Origin of the sequence: Streptomyces sp. NPDC051963, from assembly GCF_044593495.1 — a bacterium.
Taxonomy (GTDB): Bacteria; Actinomycetota; Actinomycetes; order Streptomycetales; family Streptomycetaceae; genus Streptomyces.
Genome location: NZ_JBIUCC010000004.1, coordinates 727,365 through 742,704, shown reverse-complemented (window position 1 = coordinate 742,704; position 15,340 = coordinate 727,365). Strand labels below are relative to the sequence as shown.

Here is a 15,340-nt window from a genome sequence, read left to right as displayed (position 1 = left end):
CGTTGCCGACCAGGTGGACGATTCCGGAAAAGCTAGCCGGGGCGGTCACCGGAAACAAATAACGGATTTGTTTGACGCTATCGGCGATCCTTATCCTCGATCAGTTCGAGGAACAGATCGTGCACTGCCAATGCGGGTTCCGAAAGCGGCTGATTGTCGGACGTCACCAGAGACAGCTTGACCTGGATGACGGGATCCACGATGCGGCGCACGGACAGGGAGCGGACGTCGAGGATGGCGCGCGCCGCCGACCAGGGCAGGACCGTGGCGCCGAGGTCCGCTTCCACGGCGTTGACCAGCGTCAGCGCCGATTCGACCTCGCCCACCACGGTCGGCTGGAGCGACGCCTGCTGGAAGGCGGCGTCCACGACCTGCCGGATCGTGTGGATGCGGCTGGGGAGCAGCAGGGGAACGCCGGTGAGCTCGGTCAGGCTCACCTCGCCCTGTCCCGGCGGGGCCGTCGCGCCGGGTGCGCCGATCAGGAACAGGTCCTCCGTGCGTACGGGCTCGAACTGGACCCCCCGAAGCGGACCGGCCCCGTAGATGAACGCCATGTCCATCCGGCCCGTCATGATCGCCTCGCTGATCACGCCGCCGAAGTTCTCGTTGATGTGCAGCAGGATGTCCGGGTAGCGCTCGCGCACACTCTTCAGGAGCGGCAGCGCGAGCGCCGCGCCCAGGCTGTACGGGGCGAGGCCCACGGACACGCTGCCGGCGGGGGCCCGGCCGGAGACCTCGACGGCGGCGTGCGCGAGGTCCACCTGTCTCAGGATCAGCTGTGCGTGCCGGTACAGGGCCCGGCCCGCCTCGGTCGGGGCGACCCCGCGTTTGCTGCGGATCAGCAGCTGCTGCCCGAACTGCGCCTCCAGAGCGGACAGTTGCTGGCTGAGTGCGGGCTGTGCGATGTGCAGGATGTCGGCCGCGCGCGTGATGCTCCCCGCGTCGATGATCTTGATGAACGAGTACAGACGCCTGGTGTCCATGCGCTGGGCCTTCCGGATGGAGCGGAGCCTCATCGTAGGGAGGGGCCACCCCGAAGCACACCCCTGGAGAGTGCAGGGTGTGAGGGGAGTCATAGCGGTTCGCGATAACGCCAGACCGAACGGATATTGGCGATCACGTGAGCAGCGGCATAAGTTGAGCGGAACATCCGGCCCGGACCTGCTCGATGAATTCGGTTTCTACGTCCGATTCCATGTCCGCGGCGGTCGGATTCTTTTCCGGATGTCACGAAGACGTGATGACATTTCCTTCCCCGGATTTCCCCCTTTTCGGCATTCCCTCCCGGAGGACGTCATGACCCCCATGGTTGATCTCGTCGCCGATCTCGGCGAGGGATTCGGCGCCTACACGATGGGCGACGACGCGGCCCTTCTGGAGATGCTGACGTCCGCCAATGTCGCCTGCGGATTCCATGCCGGTGATCCGCGCATCATGGACGCCACCGTGCGGACCTGCGTGGAGCAGCAGGTGGCCGTGGGCGCTCACCCGAGCTTTCCCGACCTGGTGGGCTTCGGCCGCCGCGCGATGGACCTCACGCCGGAGGAGGTCCGTACGGACGTGCTGTACCAGATCGGGGCCCTCCAGGCGTTCGCCGTCGCGTACGGCACCCGGGTGCACCACGTCGCCCCGCACGGACGCCTGGGCAACCTGGTCGCCGTACGGTCCGACTACGCCCGTGCCGTCGTCGACGCCGTGGCCGCCCTGGACGAGTCGCTGATCGTCCTCGCCCAGGACGGCGAGCTCGCCGACGCCGCCCGTGCCCGCGGACTGCGCGTGGGGATCGTCGGCATCGCCGACCGGGCGTACCGCGACGACGGGACCCTCGTCCCCCGCTCCGAGCCCGGAGCGGTGATCCACGACCCGGACGAGGTCGCCCGGCGGACCCTGCGGATGGTCACCGAAGGCGTCATCCGCAGCGTCGACGGCACGGATGTCCAGGTCGCCTGCGACACCGTCCTGCTGCACGGCGACAGCCCCGGAGCCATCGCGCTGGCCGGCCGCATCCGCGCGGAACTCCTCGCCGCCGGTGTCGAGATCACCTCTCTCGACAAGGTGCTCAGCGGCAAGGGGTGTCCGACATGAACGTCTCGGACACGACCGGTCCCGACATGAACGGCAACGTCACCATCACGGACTGCGGTGACTCCGCCCTGGTCGCCAAGGCCGTGGGCCTGGACGCCGAAGCCGCCTGGCGGCTCGTCCACGCCCTGGCCGACGCCCTGGACGCCGTCCGGCTGACCGGCGTACACGACGTGGTGCCCACCTACGACGCCCTGCTCGTGGAGTTCGACTGCACCGCCACCGATCACGACACCGTACGCCGCGTCCTGGCCCGCGAAGCCGAACGCCTCGGGCCGGACCCCGCGCCGACGACACCCCCGCGCCGCTTCGTCGTCCCCGTCGTCTACGGCGGTGAGTACGGCCCCGATCTCCCGGAAGTGGCCGCCCGACTCGGCCTGTCCGAGCGCGAGGTCGTCGCCCTCCACTCCGGATCCGACCTCACCGTGCGCTGCCTCGGCGCGCCCGCGGGGGCCCCGATGACGGACGGACCGCCCTTCCCCGCACCGGTGCCCCGGCTGGCGTCGCCCCGCACCCGTGTCGATGCGGGCTCGGTCGCGGTCGCCGGCCGGCAGGCGGTCATCTGCCCGATGCCCTCGCCCGGCGGCTGGCCGCTCCTCGGCCGCACCCCCGTGCGCGTCCTCGACCTGCACAGCGACCCGATCACCGCCTACCAGCCCGGCGACACCTTCCGATTCGTGCCCATCGCGCCCCAACAGTGGGACGAGTACGCCGACTTGACCCTGGCGGATCTGGCGGACCTGGCGGAACTGGTGGACCTCCATGGCTGACACCCTCACCATCCGCACCGCGGGCATCGTCACCGTGCAGGACCTCGGCCGGGTCGGCCGCTCCCGCTACGGACTGCCCGCCAACGGAGCCGCCGACCAGCACTCGGCCCGTGTCGCCAACGTCCTCTGCGGCAACGACGAGCGCGCCCCGCTGCTGGAGATCACGGCCCTCGACTTCGCGTGCGTCCCGTCGAGCGACATCCTCATCGCGGTGACCGGCGCCCCCGCCGACATGACCGTCGAAGGAGTCGTACGACCGCAGTGGGAACCCGTTCCCGTGCGGGCCGGCGAGACCGTCAAGGTCAGCGGCATCCGGCAGGGACTGCGCGTCTACCTGGCCGTGCTCGGCTCCTTCGAGGCCGACCGCCTCCAGGGCAGCTGCGCTCCCGACACGATCCTCGGCTTCGGCCCGGCCTTGAAGGCGGGCGACGAACTCGTTCTGCGCACGGCCTGTCCGCCCCTCGACCACCCCTTCTCGCGGATCCCGCTGTTCCGCCTGAACGCCCCCGTCCCGCCGTTCCCCACTACCTGGACGATCGACGTCACCGACGGCCCCGACCGGGCCGAGTTCGGCGACACGGGACGGCGCCTGTTCGACGCCCCCTTCACCGTCACGCCGCGCAGCAACCACATCGGTCTGCGGCTGCAGGGGGAGGTGCCCCGCCGTGTCACCACGGGCGAGGTGCTCTCCCGGGGCGTCCCGATCGGCGCCGTCGAAGTACCCGCGGGGGACGAACTCCTCGTGCTGCACCGCGGCCGCGGTGTCACGGCCGGCTACCCCGTCCTCGCCGTCGTCACCGCCACCGGCCTCTCCGCCCTGGGCCAGGTCCGCCCCGGCCAGACCATCCACTTCCGCCACCGCACCCTCGACCAGGCGGTCACCGCCCACCGTTCGCAACGCAACGCCATCGACGCCCTGAGAACCCGGGTCCGCACGGCCTTCGACGCCCTGCGCATCCGCGCACCCGCGGGGGTCTGACTCCCGGCACCTCTTCAACACAGGCCCACTCCCGAAGGGGCGCGGGGAACTGCGCGACCAGCCCCCACCGGCCGGCACGAAATCCACATCCGCTCCCCCCACCCGCACATGGCCCACCCGCACACGAACCCCACCCGCACCCGCTCACCCGCTCCCCGCCAACCCGCTGGAAGCACCCCGCACGGAGCCGATACGCCCCTCATCCCACGCCTGCTGCCCAGACAGGAGACGCCATGAGTACCGTGGCCGCTCAGCCAGTCCCCAACACCGTCGATCCCAGAACAGCCCGCAAGGTCACCCTCGCGGGATGCGTCGGGATCTTCGCCGAGCTCTACGACAACGGCATCTTCGGCTTCATGGCCGGATCGCTCGCCGCGGTCTTCTTCCCCGGTTCCGACAACGCCATCCAGCTCGTCTTCCTCGGTTACGCCGTCTCCTTCTTCTTCCGCCCCCTGGGCGCCGTCATCTGCGGCCACCTCGGCGACCGCATCGGACGCCAGCGGATGCTGGTCTTCGTCATCCTGCTCATCAGCGTCGCCACCGCGGCCATCGGCATCCTGCCCACCTACGCGAGCATCGGGGTCGCGGCACCCGCCCTGCTGATCCTGCTGCGCGTCGCCCAGGGCTTCTCCGTCGGCGGTGAGGCGTCGGGCGCCATGAGCTTCCTCGCCGAGCACGCCCCGGAGGGCAAGCGCGGCCTCTACACCAGCTACGCGCAGATCGCGTCGTTCCTCGCGCTGCTCACCGGCACCCTGGTCGCCGCAGCCATGACCAGCGGACTCGGCGACGAGCGCATGCAGTCCTGGGGCTGGCGCATCCCGTTCCTGCTCGCCGTCCCGCTCGGCATCACCGGCATCTACATCCGCAAGCGCATCAGTGACACGCCCAACTTCACGCGCCTGAAGGAAGAGGACGGCCTCTCCAAGAACCCCCTCAAGGAGGCGTTCACCTCCGCCGAGCACCGCCGCGCCATGCTGCTGGCCCTGTTCATCCCCCTGATGAACGGCTCCGGCTACTACGTCCTGTTCAGCTACATGCCCACCTTCATGAGCAGCGAGCTGGACTTCGGCAAGGTCCAGGGCCTGCTCGTCACCGCCTCCAGCCTGGTCGCGATCTGTATCGCCATCCCGTACATGGGCCGTCTCTCCGACCGGATCGGGCGCAAGAAGGTCATCGCCGGCGCCGCGATCGGCATGGCCGTCGTCGGCATCCCCTGCTACCTCCTGATCGGCACCGGAAACGTCGCCCTCGCCGTCATCGGCGCCTGCATCATGGCCGTCGTGTTCGCCGGGCACACGGGCGTCATCCACATCCTGCTCGTCGAACTCTTCCCCACCCGGGTGCGCTACTCCGCCTACGGCCTGGGCTACAACGTCTCCTCCGCCCTCTTCGGCGGCACGGCACCCCTGCTGATGACCTACCTCATCGACCGCACGGGCAACGTCAACATGCCGGCCTTCTACGCCGTCATCACCGCCCTCGGCACGCTCATCGCCGTGTCCCGAGTGCAGGACCGGGCCCACCTGCCCCTGCGCGACGCCTGACCACCCACGCACCCGCACGCCCGAACACCCCCCACTCCGCACCCCGCACAGCAAGGAGCACCTCAGCATGTCCATCTCCGACTACAGGACGGCCCTCGTCACCGGAGCGTCGACCGGCATCGGAGCCGTGGTCGTCGAGCGACTCGCCAAGCGCGGCCTGGAAGTCCACGCCGTGGCCCGCAACGCCGAACGGCTCGACGCCCTCGCCGACGCCACCGGCTGCATCCCGCACGCCGTCGACATCACCGACACCGAGGCGCTCACCGCCGCCCTGGCCGGCCTGGAGATCGACGTCCTCGTCAACAACGCGGGCGTCTCGCGCACCGGCAACATCCTGACCGCCGACGAGTTCGCCGTCGACGAGCAGATCGCCGTCAACATCCAGGCCGTCCTGCACCTGGTCCGGCTGCTCATGCCCGGCATGGTCGAGCGCGACCTCGGCCATATCGTCAACATCAGCTCCATCGCCGGCGTCTACAACTTCGGCGGCAACACGATCTACCACGCCACCAAGGCGGCCGTGCACACCCTCTCCCGCCAGCTGCGGGTCGACGGCTACGGCCGCCGGATCCGCGTCAGCGAGATCTGCCCAGGGCGTGTGGAGACGGAGATCTTCGGCCGCCTCCTCGGTGACATGGAGGCCGCCCAGCGCGAGTACTACGACGGCTACGAGTCCCTCAAGCCCGAGGACATCGCCGACGCCATCGAGTTCGCCGTCGACGCGCCCCGGCACGTCAACATCGGCCACATCGAGATCCTGCCCACCTTCCAGGTGCCCGGCGGCCTCAACTTCGAGCGCAGGGAGGGCTGATCACATGCGTACGGCCGAGCGAGTACGGCGCATCAAGCCCTCGCCCAGCACGGCGGCGGCGCAGCGCGTACGCGAGCTGAAGAGCCACGGGCTCACCATCCTCGACCTGACCGTGGGCGAGCCCGACTTCGACACCCCCGCACATGTGAAGGCGGCGGCAATCGAGGCGATCGAGGCGGGGGAGACCAAGTACACGCCCGTCAACGGCACTTCGGCCCTGCGCGCCGCGATCAGCGGCAAGCTCCGCGAGCGCCACGGACTGGAGTTCACCGACGCGCACATCGCCGTCGGCGGCGGCGCCAAGCAGGTCATCTTCCTCGCCCTGATGGCCACCCTGGACGAGGGGGACGAGGTCATCGTCCCCGCCCCGTACTGGGTGTCCTACCCGGACATGGTCCGCGCCAACGACGGCACCCCGGTCATCGTCGACTGCCCGGAGGCGGAGGGCTTCAAGCTCACGCCGGAGCGGCTCGGGGCGGCGATCACCGAGCGTACGCGCTGGGTCGTCCTCAACGCCCCCGGCAATCCCACCGGATCCGCCTACACCGTCGGCGAACTCCAGGCGCTGGCCCAGGTGTTGCTGGCCCACCCCCACGTCGGCGTCCTCACCGACGAGATCTACGACGAGATCTGGTACGGCGACGAGGACGCCCCGTCCCTCGCAGCCGTCGAACCCCGCCTGGCCGACCGGGTGTTCCTCACCAACGGCGTCTCCAAGACGTATGCGATGACGGGTTGGCGCATCGGCTACGGGGTCGGTCCGACGGACCTGGTGACCGCGATCAACACGCTCCAGTCCCAGACCTCCTCCTGCCCCTCCTCCGTGAGTCAGGCCGCCGCTGCCGCCGCGCTCACCGGACCGCAGGACTTCGTCCGGGACACGGTGCGCGTCTACCGCGCACGCCGCGACGAGACCGTGAAGCTCATCAACGACGTTCCTCAGCTCAGCTGCACCGTCCCGGACGGCGGCTTCTACCTCCTCGTCAACTGCCAAGGAGCCACGGGGCAGTTGACGCCGGAGGGAAGTCGGATCGAGAACGACGAGGACTTCGCCCGCTATCTGCTCGACAGCCGGCAGGTGGCGGTGATCCACGGAGCCGCGTACGGCGCACCGGGCTACTTCCGCATCTCGTTCGCCACGTCGACGGACGTCCTCACCGAGGCGTGCGCGCGCATGGCGACGGCCTGCGCCGACCTGTCCGCCACCCCCACCGTCTGAAAGGTCGTCATGATCCGCGTCAGCACGAAGTTCGAACGGCCGGACGTCACCTTGGTCGAGCAGTTGAGCGCCTTCTCCTCGGCCACCATCCACGAGGCACAGGGCCGGCTCGGGGCGCTGGACTCGGTCATCAAGCCGGTCGACCACCGCATGTCCCTGTGCGGCCCCGCCTTCACGGTCCAGTGCGCCCCGCGCGACAACCTCATGCTCCAGACCGCCATCGCCTACGCCCGCCCGGGCGACGTCGTGGTCGTGTCCGCCGGCGCCTATGAGGAGGCGGGCTCCTTCGGCGACGTGCTCGCCAACGCCTGCCAGGCCAAGGGGATCGCCGGCCTGATCACCGACACCGGCGTCCGGGACACCGAGGACCTGCGCGCCCTGGGGTTCCCCGTCTTCTCCCGCAGTGTCTCCATCAAGGGCACCGTCAAGGAGACCGTCGGCCCGATGTGCGAGCCGGTCACCGTCGGCGGCGTACTCGTCCGCCCCGGCGACGTGATGCGGGCCGACGCCGACGGCGCGGTCGTCGTCCGCCGCGAGGACGCCGCCGAGGTGGTCACCGCCTCTCAGGAGCGGGTCGACGCCGAGGCCGGGTTCATCTCCGCCTACCGTGCGGGCCGGACCGTCATCGAGCTGTGCAACCTCGAGCCGCTGCTCGCGGCGAAGGGGCTGGTGATCGAGGAGTGACGACACCGGCGGAGCGGGGGCGGGGCACGGTTCGCCGGGCGCCCGGACTACGAGTCCTGCGCGGGCGCCTCCGCTGCCCTCTCCCCGAACGTCCGCTGCCTCAACCGGCGGACGCGCGCCACGAGGTCGGGGCTTGAGCCGTTGCTCCGGCGCCCGTGGACGCGTGGGTCGTCCGTGACGTCGTAGCGCTTCACATAGGCCCCGAGGAACGCCTGGAGTGTGGCGACCGCGGGGATGGCGATCAGGGCGCCCACGGCGCCGAGGAGGGCGGTGCCCGCGATGACGGAGCCGAAGGCGACCGCGGGGTGGATGTCGACGCTCTTGGCGGTCAGTTTGGGCTGGAGCAGGTAGTTCTCGAACTGCTGGTAGATCACGACGAAGATCAGCACCCACAGCGCGTACCAGGGATCGACGGTGAAGGCGATCAGCATCGGCAGGGCGCCGGCGAGATAGGTGCCGACCGTGGGTATGAACTGGGACACCAGGCCCACCCAGACGGCGAGTACGGGCGCGTAGGGCACGCCCAGCCCTTGCAGGAGTATGTAGTGCGCGACGGCGGAGACGAGCGCCATCAGGCCGCGCGAGTACATGTAGCCGCCGGTCTTGTTCACGGCTATCTCCCACGCCCGCAGTACCTCGGCCTGCTTGGCGGGCGGCAGTACGGAGCAGATCGTGCGGCGCAGCCGGGGGCCGTCCGCGGCGAAGTAGAACGCGAACAGCGCGATCGTCAGCAGCCGGAACAGCCCGCCGAGGACTTGGCCGGACACGTCGAGGACGCCGGTCGCGCTGTTCTGGACGTAGTCGCGCAGCCAGTCGGAGCGGAGCAGGTTCTCCTGGACGTCCAGGCGCTTCAGCTTGGTGTGGAAGTGGCCGTTGATCCAATTGATGACGGAGTCGAGGTACGCCGGGAAGTCCTCGACGATCTTGACGAGCTGTTCGGCGAGCATGGAACCGAGCAGCGTGACGAAGCCGACGGTCGCGACGACCAGGCCGAGGAAGACGAGGAAGGTGGCAAGCCCCCTGCGCATGCCCCGCGAGGCCATCCGGCTCACCGCGGGCTCGATCGCGAGGGCGAGGAAGAACGCGATGAGGATGTTGATCAGCAGACCGAGGAGCTGGTGGAAGGCCCAGCTGCCCAGCTGGAACACGGCGATGAGGGCGAGCGCGAGCATCATCGCGCGCGGCAGCCAGCGCGGCATGCGCGCACCCGACCCGGTGGCCTGTCCGGGTGAGGGCCGGGGGCTCGGCGGTGTCTCGAATGCGGATGATGCGTGCGGGGCGGCCTGACCGGCCTGGTCTGTGCTGGACACCGTGCAAGTCTCACTGATGCCGCTGGGGAGCCGGGCGCCGCCCCCAAGCCGCCCCGATGCTGTCAGGAACCTGTGAATTTGTGTGATCACCGCGTGGCTGGGAAGACGCCGCCGTTATGAGCACCCCCTATCCGAGCACGGCAGACGAGGACACGGAGCAGACCCTGAGCATGCAGGCGGCGCCGCCGCTCGTCCCATCGACGGCGGAACGGCGAAGAGGCGGCGGGCGGGGCTTCTCGTCGGCGCTGCGTGGTGGGCGGGTGGCGGGGCTGGACGGATTGCGGACGGTCGCGGTGGCGTTGGTGATCGTCTATCACGTGGAGCCGGACTGGGTGCCCGGAGGCTCGGTCGCGGTGGACGTCTTCTTCACGATCAGCGGCTTCGTCATCACCCGGCTGCTGGTCGCCGAGTACGCCCGCAGCGGTCGCATCGGACTGGGGTCGTTCTACCGGCGGCGATGGCTGCGGCTGGGGCCCGCCATGCTGGCGATGTGCGCGGTCACCGCCTTGCTGTCCGTGGCGCTCCCGCTGCCGCTGTTCGACGGGGCGTGGGCGGCGGCGGTGCTGGCCGCGGTCTCGGTGGTGAACCTCGTACGGGCGGGGGAGTCAGGACCGTACTCCGACCTCACCGCTCCGCTCAGCCACACATGGTCCCTCGGAGTGGAGGAGCAGTTCTATCTGGCCTGGCCGCTCCTGCTGCTGGTGCTGCTGCGGTACGCGACCGCGCGGACGGTGCTGGTCTGGGTCGCGGCACTCTGCGTCCTGCCGGTGCTCTGGCGGCTGGCGCTGTGGGATCCCACGGCGGCGCACCGCATCTACAACGGCCCCGACACCCGCGCCGACCAACTCCTGGTCGGCGCCCTGCTGGCCGTCGTACTGGCCCGACTGCGCACCGACGACCCTCGGCTGGCGCTGCTGCGCCGATGGGCGGGACGGCTGTGTCTGCCCGCACTCGCGTTGCTCGGGCTGATCGCGTGGCGGATCCCGATCACCGAACCGAGCGGCTGGAACCCCGTGTGGTACACGGTCGGACTGCTGGTCGCCGCCGTTCTGTCGGCCGTGGTGGTGGCCGCGCTGGACCTGTGCCCGCAGGCCGGGCCCTCCCGCCTGCTGGCGCTGCCCGCCCTGGCGTGGGTCGGACGCAATCTCAGCTACGGAATGTACCTGTGGCACTACCCCGTCATCCGGCTGCTGTCCGACCTGGGTGTGGACGGCGACTGGCTGCTCCCCGCCGGCGTTGCGGCGACGGTGGCGGCGGCCCTCGCCTCGTACGCCCTCATCGAACGGCCCTTGCTGCGACGCGAGCGGTTCAGGGTGCGTCGGTTGGAGCCGGTTGTCGCTCCGGTGCGTTGACCCCGATCAGGCGGACGCGGGGTCGGAGGCGGATTCCGACACGCTGCGCCAGGCCGAGTCGGCGTCGGCCAGGGTCTGTGCGGCGGCCTGCGCGTGCTGCATGGCGTCGCGGCCCAGGAGGAGCCGCAGCGGGGCGTCCTCGCGTCCGGCGAGATCGACGACGATCGCCGCGAGCCTGGCGGGATCGGCGGCCGACTCCGCCATGGACTCGGCGGAGTCGGCCCCGCGGATCATGTCGGTGAAGGCGCCGACGGTGGGCTGGTAGGGGGCGCTGATCGGCGGGACGGTCATGGACGAGCCGGCCCAGTCGGTGCGGATGCCGCCCGGTTCGAGGACGGTGACCTTGATGCCCAGCGGGGTGACCTCCTGGGCCAGCACGGTGGAGAACCCGCCCACGGCCCACTTCGCGCTCTGATAGGCGGCAAGTCCGGGCGTGCCGACCCGCCCGCCGATCGAGGACACCTGGAAGACGTGCCCCGATCCCTGCTCGCGCAGGAACGGCAGGACCGCCTTGGTGACCTGGACGACGCCGTAGAAGTTGGTGTCGATCTGCGCGCGGAAGTCCTCGGGGGCGACGTCCTCGATGGCGGCGATGTCGCCGTAGCCGGCGTTGTTGACCACGATGTCCAGTCGGCCGAAGGTCTTGATGGCCTCCTGAACGGCCTGCTGCACCTGGTCGTTGTCGGTGACGTCGAGAGCGAGGGGGAGGATCCGCTCTCCGTACCGGTCGGCCAGGTCGTCGAGTTGGGCGGGCTTGCGGGCGGTGGCGACGACCTGGTCACCGGCCTCCAGGGCGGCCTCGACGATGGCGCGGCCCAGACCGCGGGAGCTTCCGGTGACGAACCAGATCTTTGACATGACGGTGCTCGATTCTCTGAGTAAGGATCTGAGTAAGGAGGGGTGGGATTTTGGCGGGGCCATTACGGACCGCCGGTCTTTTGCGCGCTTCCCAACGTAAGGGACCGATGGTCTGATGTCAAAAGACCGGGAGTCTGTAAGGTGGGTGCATGACGACCTTCCAGCGTGCGCGCAGCGAGGAGCAGCGCGAGATCCGACGGCAGGCGATCCTCGACACCGCGGGCGCGATGCTCGACGAGATGCCGGTGAACGCGGTCAGCCTCAACGAGTTGAGCCGCCGGGTCGGGCTGGCCAAGTCGAACGTGCTCCGCTACTTCGAGTCCCGGGAAGCGATCCTGCTGGAGCTCCTCGACCTCGCCTGGAAGGAGTGGGACGCGGAGCTGCCGGAGCGCCTGGACGCCGCCATCGACGCCGATGCGTCGACAGCCGACCGGGGCGAGCGGTTCGCGGCCACGCTCACCCGCACCCTCGCGGACCGGCGGATGCTGTGCGACCTGCTCAGCGCCCAGGCCGGTGTGCTGGAGCACAACGTCTCACCCGAGGTCGCCGCCCGCTACAAGAAGGCCGCCCTCGGCAACGTCGCCGACCTCGCCGCACTGGCCCGCGTCCACCTGCCCGAACTCGGCGAGCACGCCGAGCAGTTGTGCGCCCAGATGATCATGGTGGCCGGGGCGGTGTGGACCCATACCCGCCCCTCGGAGGCCATGCTCACCGTCTACCGGGACGACCCCTCCCTGGCCGCACACCGGATGGACTTCGTCCCGGCCCTCCAGGAAACCCTGACCACCCTCATCGCCGGGACCCTCACCCGCGCGGGTATCTGACCCCTCAGCCCCCTCCGTAACCCTCCCCAGGAGCAGACATGCGTGTGGTCATCTTCGGCGCCTCCGGCATGGTCGGACAGGGCGTCCTGCGCGCCTGTCTGCTGGACGACGGCGTCACCGACGTCCTGCTGGTCGTACGCAGCCCCCTGAACGTGACCCATCCGAAGGTCCGTGAAGTCGTCCACGCCGACTTCACCGACTTCACGGCGATCCAGGACGAACTGACCGGCCTGGACGCCTGCTTCTACTGCCTGGGCGTGTCGTCGACCGGCCGCGGCGAAGCGGAGTACACCCGCGTCACGTTCGACTACACGCTGGCCGCGGCCCAGGTGGTCGGCGCCGGAAACCCCGACCTGACCTTCGTCTATGTCTCCGGCCAGGGCACCGACAGCACGGAGAAGGGCCGCGCGATGTGGGCCCGGGTCAAGGGGCGTACCGAGAACGCGCTGCTGGCGATGGACTTCCACGCCTACATGTTCCGCCCCGGCTTCATTCAGCCCCGTCACGGCGAGGTGTCCCGGACGGGCAGCTACCGCGTGATGTACCGGCTGATCTCCTGGGCCTTCCCCCTCCTGCGACGCCTCGCCCCACGCCACACCACGACGACCGAGCACCTCGGGTGCGCGATGCTCGCCGTCGTCGGGCAGCAGGGTGCGGGGCCGAAGGTGCTCGACAACGAGGACATCAATCGGCTCGGCGGCTCCGGGTGACCGTCGCTCTCCTCGGTCCGTCGCGTTCGCCGATCCCGAACAGCGCTGGGCCGCTCTGGTGGTGGCACTGAGTGCCACCCACTCGCGTACGCTGCTCACGACCCGGACCACGGAGGAGGCGCGGTGAGCAAGACGTATGCGGGTGCGCGGCTGCGGCGCCTGCGCGAGGAGCGCCGGATGAGCCAGGCGGAACTCGCCCGGACCCTGGGCATCTCACCGAGCTATCTGAACCAGATGGAGCACGACTCCCGGCCCCTGACCGTGCCCGTCCTGCTGCGCCTGACCGAGGCCTTCGGTGTCGACGCCGGCTTCTTCTCCGAGCGGGACACGACCCGGCTGGTGGCGGACCTGCGTGAGGCGCTGGCGGGGGAGATCACCGAGTCCAGGGTGTCGGCGTCCGACCTCGCCGAGCTGGCCTCCCGGATGCCCGCGGTGGCGCGGGTGCTGCTGGACCTGGGTCGGCGCAACGACCAGTTGTCCGAGCGGCTCGCCGGAGCCACGGACGGTCGTGACGGCGATCGCGGGACGGCGTCCTCACCCCATGAGGAGATCCGGGACTTCTTCTACCGCCGCCAGAACTACCTGCACGACACCGACCGCGCGGCCGAACGCCTCGCCGACGAGATAGGCATCCGGCCGGGCGAGGTCGTCGGTGCCCTCACGGCGAGACTGGCCGACGCCCACGGTGTCCGCGTCGCCGCCGAGGACGGCGAGGCGCTGCACCGCTACGACGTGGCGACCCGCACCCTCCATCTGTCCACCCGTCTGCGCCCCGGCCGACGCGCCTTCCGTCTGGCGACCCAGCTCGCCCTCCTCGAACACGGCGACGACCTCGACCGCCAGGCCGCCGAGGACTTCCCGCCCGGCTCACCCACCCACGCCCTTGCCCGCATCGGCGTCGCCAACTACTTCGCCGCCGCGCTGATCCTGCCGTACACCGCCTTCCACGCGGCCGCCGAGGAGTTCCGCTACGACATCGACCGCCTCACCGACCGCTACGGCCTCGGCTACGAGACCGTCTGCCACCGCCTCAGCACCCTCCAACGGCCTCGACTGCGCGGCGTGCCCTTCTCGTTCGTCCGCGTCGACCGGGCCGGCAACATGTCCAAGCGGCAGTCCGCCACGGGCTTCCACTTCTCCCGGGCCGGCGGAACCTGCCCCCTCTGGAATGTCTACGAGGCGTTCGCCGCGCCCGGCCGTATCCACGTCCAGATCGCCGAAATGCCCGACGGGCAGCGCTACTTGTGGACCGCCCGCGCGGTCACCCGGCACCGCGGCGGCTGGGGCCGGCCCGGCAAGACGTACGCCATCGGCCTGGGCTGCGAGATCCGCCACGCCCACCGGCTCGTCTACTCGGACGGCCTCGACCTCGCCAACGCCTCGGCCGCCACCCCCATCGGTATGGGCTGCCGCGTCTGCGAACGCCTCGCATGCCCCCAGCGGGCCGCGCCGCCCCTCGGGCATTCCCTGCGGATCGACCAGAACACCAGCACCTTCGTCCCGTACCCCGTCTCGGGCCACACGGTCTGAACGGCCCCGGTGTCCGCGTCGCCTGCGTGTATGCGAGGCGCAAAGGAAGGGGCGTTTTACGGTGTCTTGATGCGACTTGTTCCTTGGTGGGCCTTGCTTTCGTCGGGGTGCGCGCCGGTCCTCCTCATCGGAGGCTGGACGGTCGCGGCACGGCTCGAAGGGCCCGCCTACGACCCCGCCCACCAGACGATCAGCGTGCTGGCGGCCTACGGCTCGGCAGGGTTCTGGGTGATGAGCGGAGCGCTGTTCGCGCTGGGTATCTGCCATTTCACGACCGCCTGGGGCCTGCGGCCGGCCTCGTTCGCCGGGCGCCTGGCGCTGGGCGCAGGAGGAGTGGCGGCGGTGGTGGTGGCACTGGTGCCGCCGCCGACCAGCGGGGGGTCCCTGCGGCACGGTTCGGCTGTGGTGGTCGGCTTCACGCTCCTGGCGGTGTGGCCGGTGCTGGCCGCCGTTCGCCGCGGAGTCCCACCGTGGGGACTCAGACCGGCGCCCTCGATCGCGGCGACCGTTCTGATGGTCGTCTCCGCCCTCTGGTTCGTGATCGAGATGCAGCAGCAGAACGGTGCCATCGGGGTGGCCGAACGTCTTGTGACGTCCATGCAGGCCCTGTGGCCCTTCGTGGTCGTCGCGTCCTGCCTGCGACGGCCCCTCGACGACCGGCCTTGAA

15 protein-coding genes are annotated in these 15,340 nt (G+C 70.2%); 12 read left to right on the top strand and 3 right to left on the bottom strand.

The window, feature by feature from the left end:
* Nucleotides 1-77: 77 nt before the first annotated feature.
* Complete coding sequence (gene nac / locus ACIHFB_RS19970; protein ID WP_400127503.1) at nucleotides 78-983, bottom strand: nitrogen assimilation transcriptional regulator NAC; 906 nt, start codon at nucleotides 981-983, stop codon at nucleotides 78-80.
* Nucleotides 984-1,296: 313 nt separating this feature from the next.
* On the opposite strand from nac, the gene ACIHFB_RS19965 reads away from it, so the two are divergent.
* From ACIHFB_RS19965 to ACIHFB_RS19935, 7 genes are all read left to right on the top strand, one after another.
* Nucleotides 1,297-2,085, top strand: coding sequence for a LamB/YcsF family protein (locus tag ACIHFB_RS19965; protein WP_400127502.1), 789 nt, complete (start codon nucleotides 1,297-1,299; stop codon nucleotides 2,083-2,085).
* On the top strand, nucleotides 2,082-2,852 hold the full coding sequence (locus tag ACIHFB_RS19960) for an allophanate hydrolase subunit 1 (protein ID WP_400127501.1): 771 nt from the start codon (nucleotides 2,082-2,084) through the stop codon (nucleotides 2,850-2,852). Before ACIHFB_RS19965 ends, ACIHFB_RS19960 begins: the two co-directional genes overlap by 4 nt.
* Nucleotides 2,845-3,831 carry a biotin-dependent carboxyltransferase family protein gene (locus ACIHFB_RS19955; RefSeq protein ID WP_400127500.1) on the top strand — a complete coding sequence of 329 codons (987 nt, stop codon included), beginning with the start codon at nucleotides 2,845-2,847 and terminating at the stop codon, nucleotides 3,829-3,831. The genes ACIHFB_RS19960 and ACIHFB_RS19955 overlap by 8 nt, the downstream gene beginning before the upstream one ends.
* 233 nt (nucleotides 3,832-4,064) lie before the next feature.
* Nucleotides 4,065-5,375 (top strand): MFS transporter, encoded by a 1,311-nt coding sequence (locus ACIHFB_RS19950; protein ID WP_400127499.1) that lies wholly within the window; start codon nucleotides 4,065-4,067, stop codon nucleotides 5,373-5,375.
* A gap of 67 nt (nucleotides 5,376-5,442) precedes the next feature.
* The gene (locus tag ACIHFB_RS19945) at nucleotides 5,443-6,186 is read left to right on the top strand and encodes an SDR family oxidoreductase (RefSeq protein WP_365287687.1); all 744 of its coding nucleotides are present in this window, start codon (nucleotides 5,443-5,445) and stop codon (nucleotides 6,184-6,186) included.
* Nucleotides 6,187-6,190: 4 nt separating this feature from the next.
* Complete coding sequence (locus ACIHFB_RS19940; RefSeq protein WP_400127498.1) at nucleotides 6,191-7,405, top strand: aspartate transaminase; 1,215 nt, start codon at nucleotides 6,191-6,193, stop codon at nucleotides 7,403-7,405.
* A gap of 9 nt (nucleotides 7,406-7,414) precedes the next feature.
* Nucleotides 7,415-8,089, top strand: a complete 675-nt coding sequence (locus ACIHFB_RS19935) for a 4-carboxy-4-hydroxy-2-oxoadipate aldolase/oxaloacetate decarboxylase (protein ID WP_400127497.1) — start codon at nucleotides 7,415-7,417, stop codon at nucleotides 8,087-8,089.
* A gap of 47 nt (nucleotides 8,090-8,136) precedes the next feature.
* Here the strand turns inward: ACIHFB_RS19935 and ACIHFB_RS19930 are convergent, their stop codons facing one another.
* Nucleotides 8,137-9,399: an AI-2E family transporter gene (locus ACIHFB_RS19930; protein WP_400127496.1), complete on the bottom strand. Its 1,263-nt coding sequence runs from the start codon at nucleotides 9,397-9,399 to the stop codon at nucleotides 8,137-8,139.
* Nucleotides 9,400-9,515: 116 nt separating this feature from the next.
* Between ACIHFB_RS19930 and ACIHFB_RS19925 the strand changes: the two genes are divergently transcribed.
* On the top strand, nucleotides 9,516-10,751 hold the full coding sequence (locus tag ACIHFB_RS19925; protein WP_400127495.1) for an acyltransferase family protein: 1,236 nt from the start codon (nucleotides 9,516-9,518) through the stop codon (nucleotides 10,749-10,751).
* 6 nt (nucleotides 10,752-10,757) lie between these two features.
* Here the strand turns inward: ACIHFB_RS19925 and ACIHFB_RS19920 are convergent, their stop codons facing one another.
* Nucleotides 10,758-11,609, bottom strand: a complete 852-nt coding sequence (locus tag ACIHFB_RS19920; RefSeq protein ID WP_400127494.1) for an SDR family NAD(P)-dependent oxidoreductase — start codon at nucleotides 11,607-11,609, stop codon at nucleotides 10,758-10,760.
* A 149-nt stretch (nucleotides 11,610-11,758) separates the two neighbouring features.
* On the opposite strand from ACIHFB_RS19920, the gene ACIHFB_RS19915 reads away from it, so the two are divergent.
* The 4 genes from ACIHFB_RS19915 to ACIHFB_RS19900 all read left to right on the top strand — a co-directional run bounded on the left by ACIHFB_RS19915 (nucleotide 11,759) and on the right by ACIHFB_RS19900 (nucleotide 15,339).
* Complete coding sequence (locus tag ACIHFB_RS19915; RefSeq protein WP_365287697.1) at nucleotides 11,759-12,433, top strand: TetR family transcriptional regulator; 675 nt, start codon at nucleotides 11,759-11,761, stop codon at nucleotides 12,431-12,433.
* Nucleotides 12,434-12,471: 38 nt separating this feature from the next.
* Nucleotides 12,472-13,143, top strand: coding sequence for an NAD(P)H-binding protein (locus ACIHFB_RS19910; RefSeq protein ID WP_365287699.1), 672 nt, complete (start codon nucleotides 12,472-12,474; stop codon nucleotides 13,141-13,143).
* Nucleotides 13,144-13,266: 123 nt separating this feature from the next.
* Entirely contained in the window at nucleotides 13,267-14,673 is a 1,407-nt protein-coding gene (locus ACIHFB_RS19905) for a short-chain fatty acyl-CoA regulator family protein (protein ID WP_365287701.1), read from the top strand.
* A 69-nt stretch (nucleotides 14,674-14,742) separates the two neighbouring features.
* The gene (locus ACIHFB_RS19900; RefSeq protein ID WP_365287703.1) at nucleotides 14,743-15,339 is read left to right on the top strand and encodes a DUF998 domain-containing protein; all 597 of its coding nucleotides are present in this window, start codon (nucleotides 14,743-14,745) and stop codon (nucleotides 15,337-15,339) included.
* Nucleotide 15,340: the final 1 nt, after the last annotated feature.

Excerpts from the sequence above, each read along its gene's own strand:
- ACIHFB_RS19935 (WP_400127497.1), top strand. The coding sequence starts at position 7,415 with ATGATCCGCGTCAGCACGAAGTTCGAACGGCCGGACGTCACCTTGGTC.
- ACIHFB_RS19915 (WP_365287697.1), top strand. The coding sequence starts at position 11,759 with ATGACGACCTTCCAGCGTGCGCGCAGCGAGGAGCAGCGCGAGATCCGA.
- ACIHFB_RS19955 (WP_400127500.1), top strand. The coding sequence starts at position 2,845 with ATGGCTGACACCCTCACCATCCGCACCGCGGGCATCGTCACCGTGCAG.
- ACIHFB_RS19900 (WP_365287703.1), top strand. The coding sequence starts at position 14,743 with ATGCGACTTGTTCCTTGGTGGGCCTTGCTTTCGTCGGGGTGCGCGCCG.
- ACIHFB_RS19940 (WP_400127498.1), top strand. The coding sequence starts at position 6,191 with ATGCGTACGGCCGAGCGAGTACGGCGCATCAAGCCCTCGCCCAGCACG.
- ACIHFB_RS19950 (WP_400127499.1), top strand. The coding sequence starts at position 4,065 with ATGAGTACCGTGGCCGCTCAGCCAGTCCCCAACACCGTCGATCCCAGA.
- ACIHFB_RS19920 (WP_400127494.1), bottom strand. The coding sequence starts at position 11,609 with ATGTCAAAGATCTGGTTCGTCACCGGAAGCTCCCGCGGTCTGGGCCGC.
- ACIHFB_RS19945 (WP_365287687.1), top strand. The coding sequence starts at position 5,443 with ATGTCCATCTCCGACTACAGGACGGCCCTCGTCACCGGAGCGTCGACC.
- ACIHFB_RS19960 (WP_400127501.1), top strand. The coding sequence starts at position 2,082 with ATGAACGTCTCGGACACGACCGGTCCCGACATGAACGGCAACGTCACC.
- ACIHFB_RS19965 (WP_400127502.1), top strand. The coding sequence starts at position 1,297 with ATGACCCCCATGGTTGATCTCGTCGCCGATCTCGGCGAGGGATTCGGC.
- nac (WP_400127503.1), bottom strand. The coding sequence starts at position 983 with ATGGACACCAGGCGTCTGTACTCGTTCATCAAGATCATCGACGCGGGG.
- ACIHFB_RS19925 (WP_400127495.1), top strand. The coding sequence starts at position 9,516 with ATGAGCACCCCCTATCCGAGCACGGCAGACGAGGACACGGAGCAGACC.
- ACIHFB_RS19910 (WP_365287699.1), top strand. The coding sequence starts at position 12,472 with ATGCGTGTGGTCATCTTCGGCGCCTCCGGCATGGTCGGACAGGGCGTC.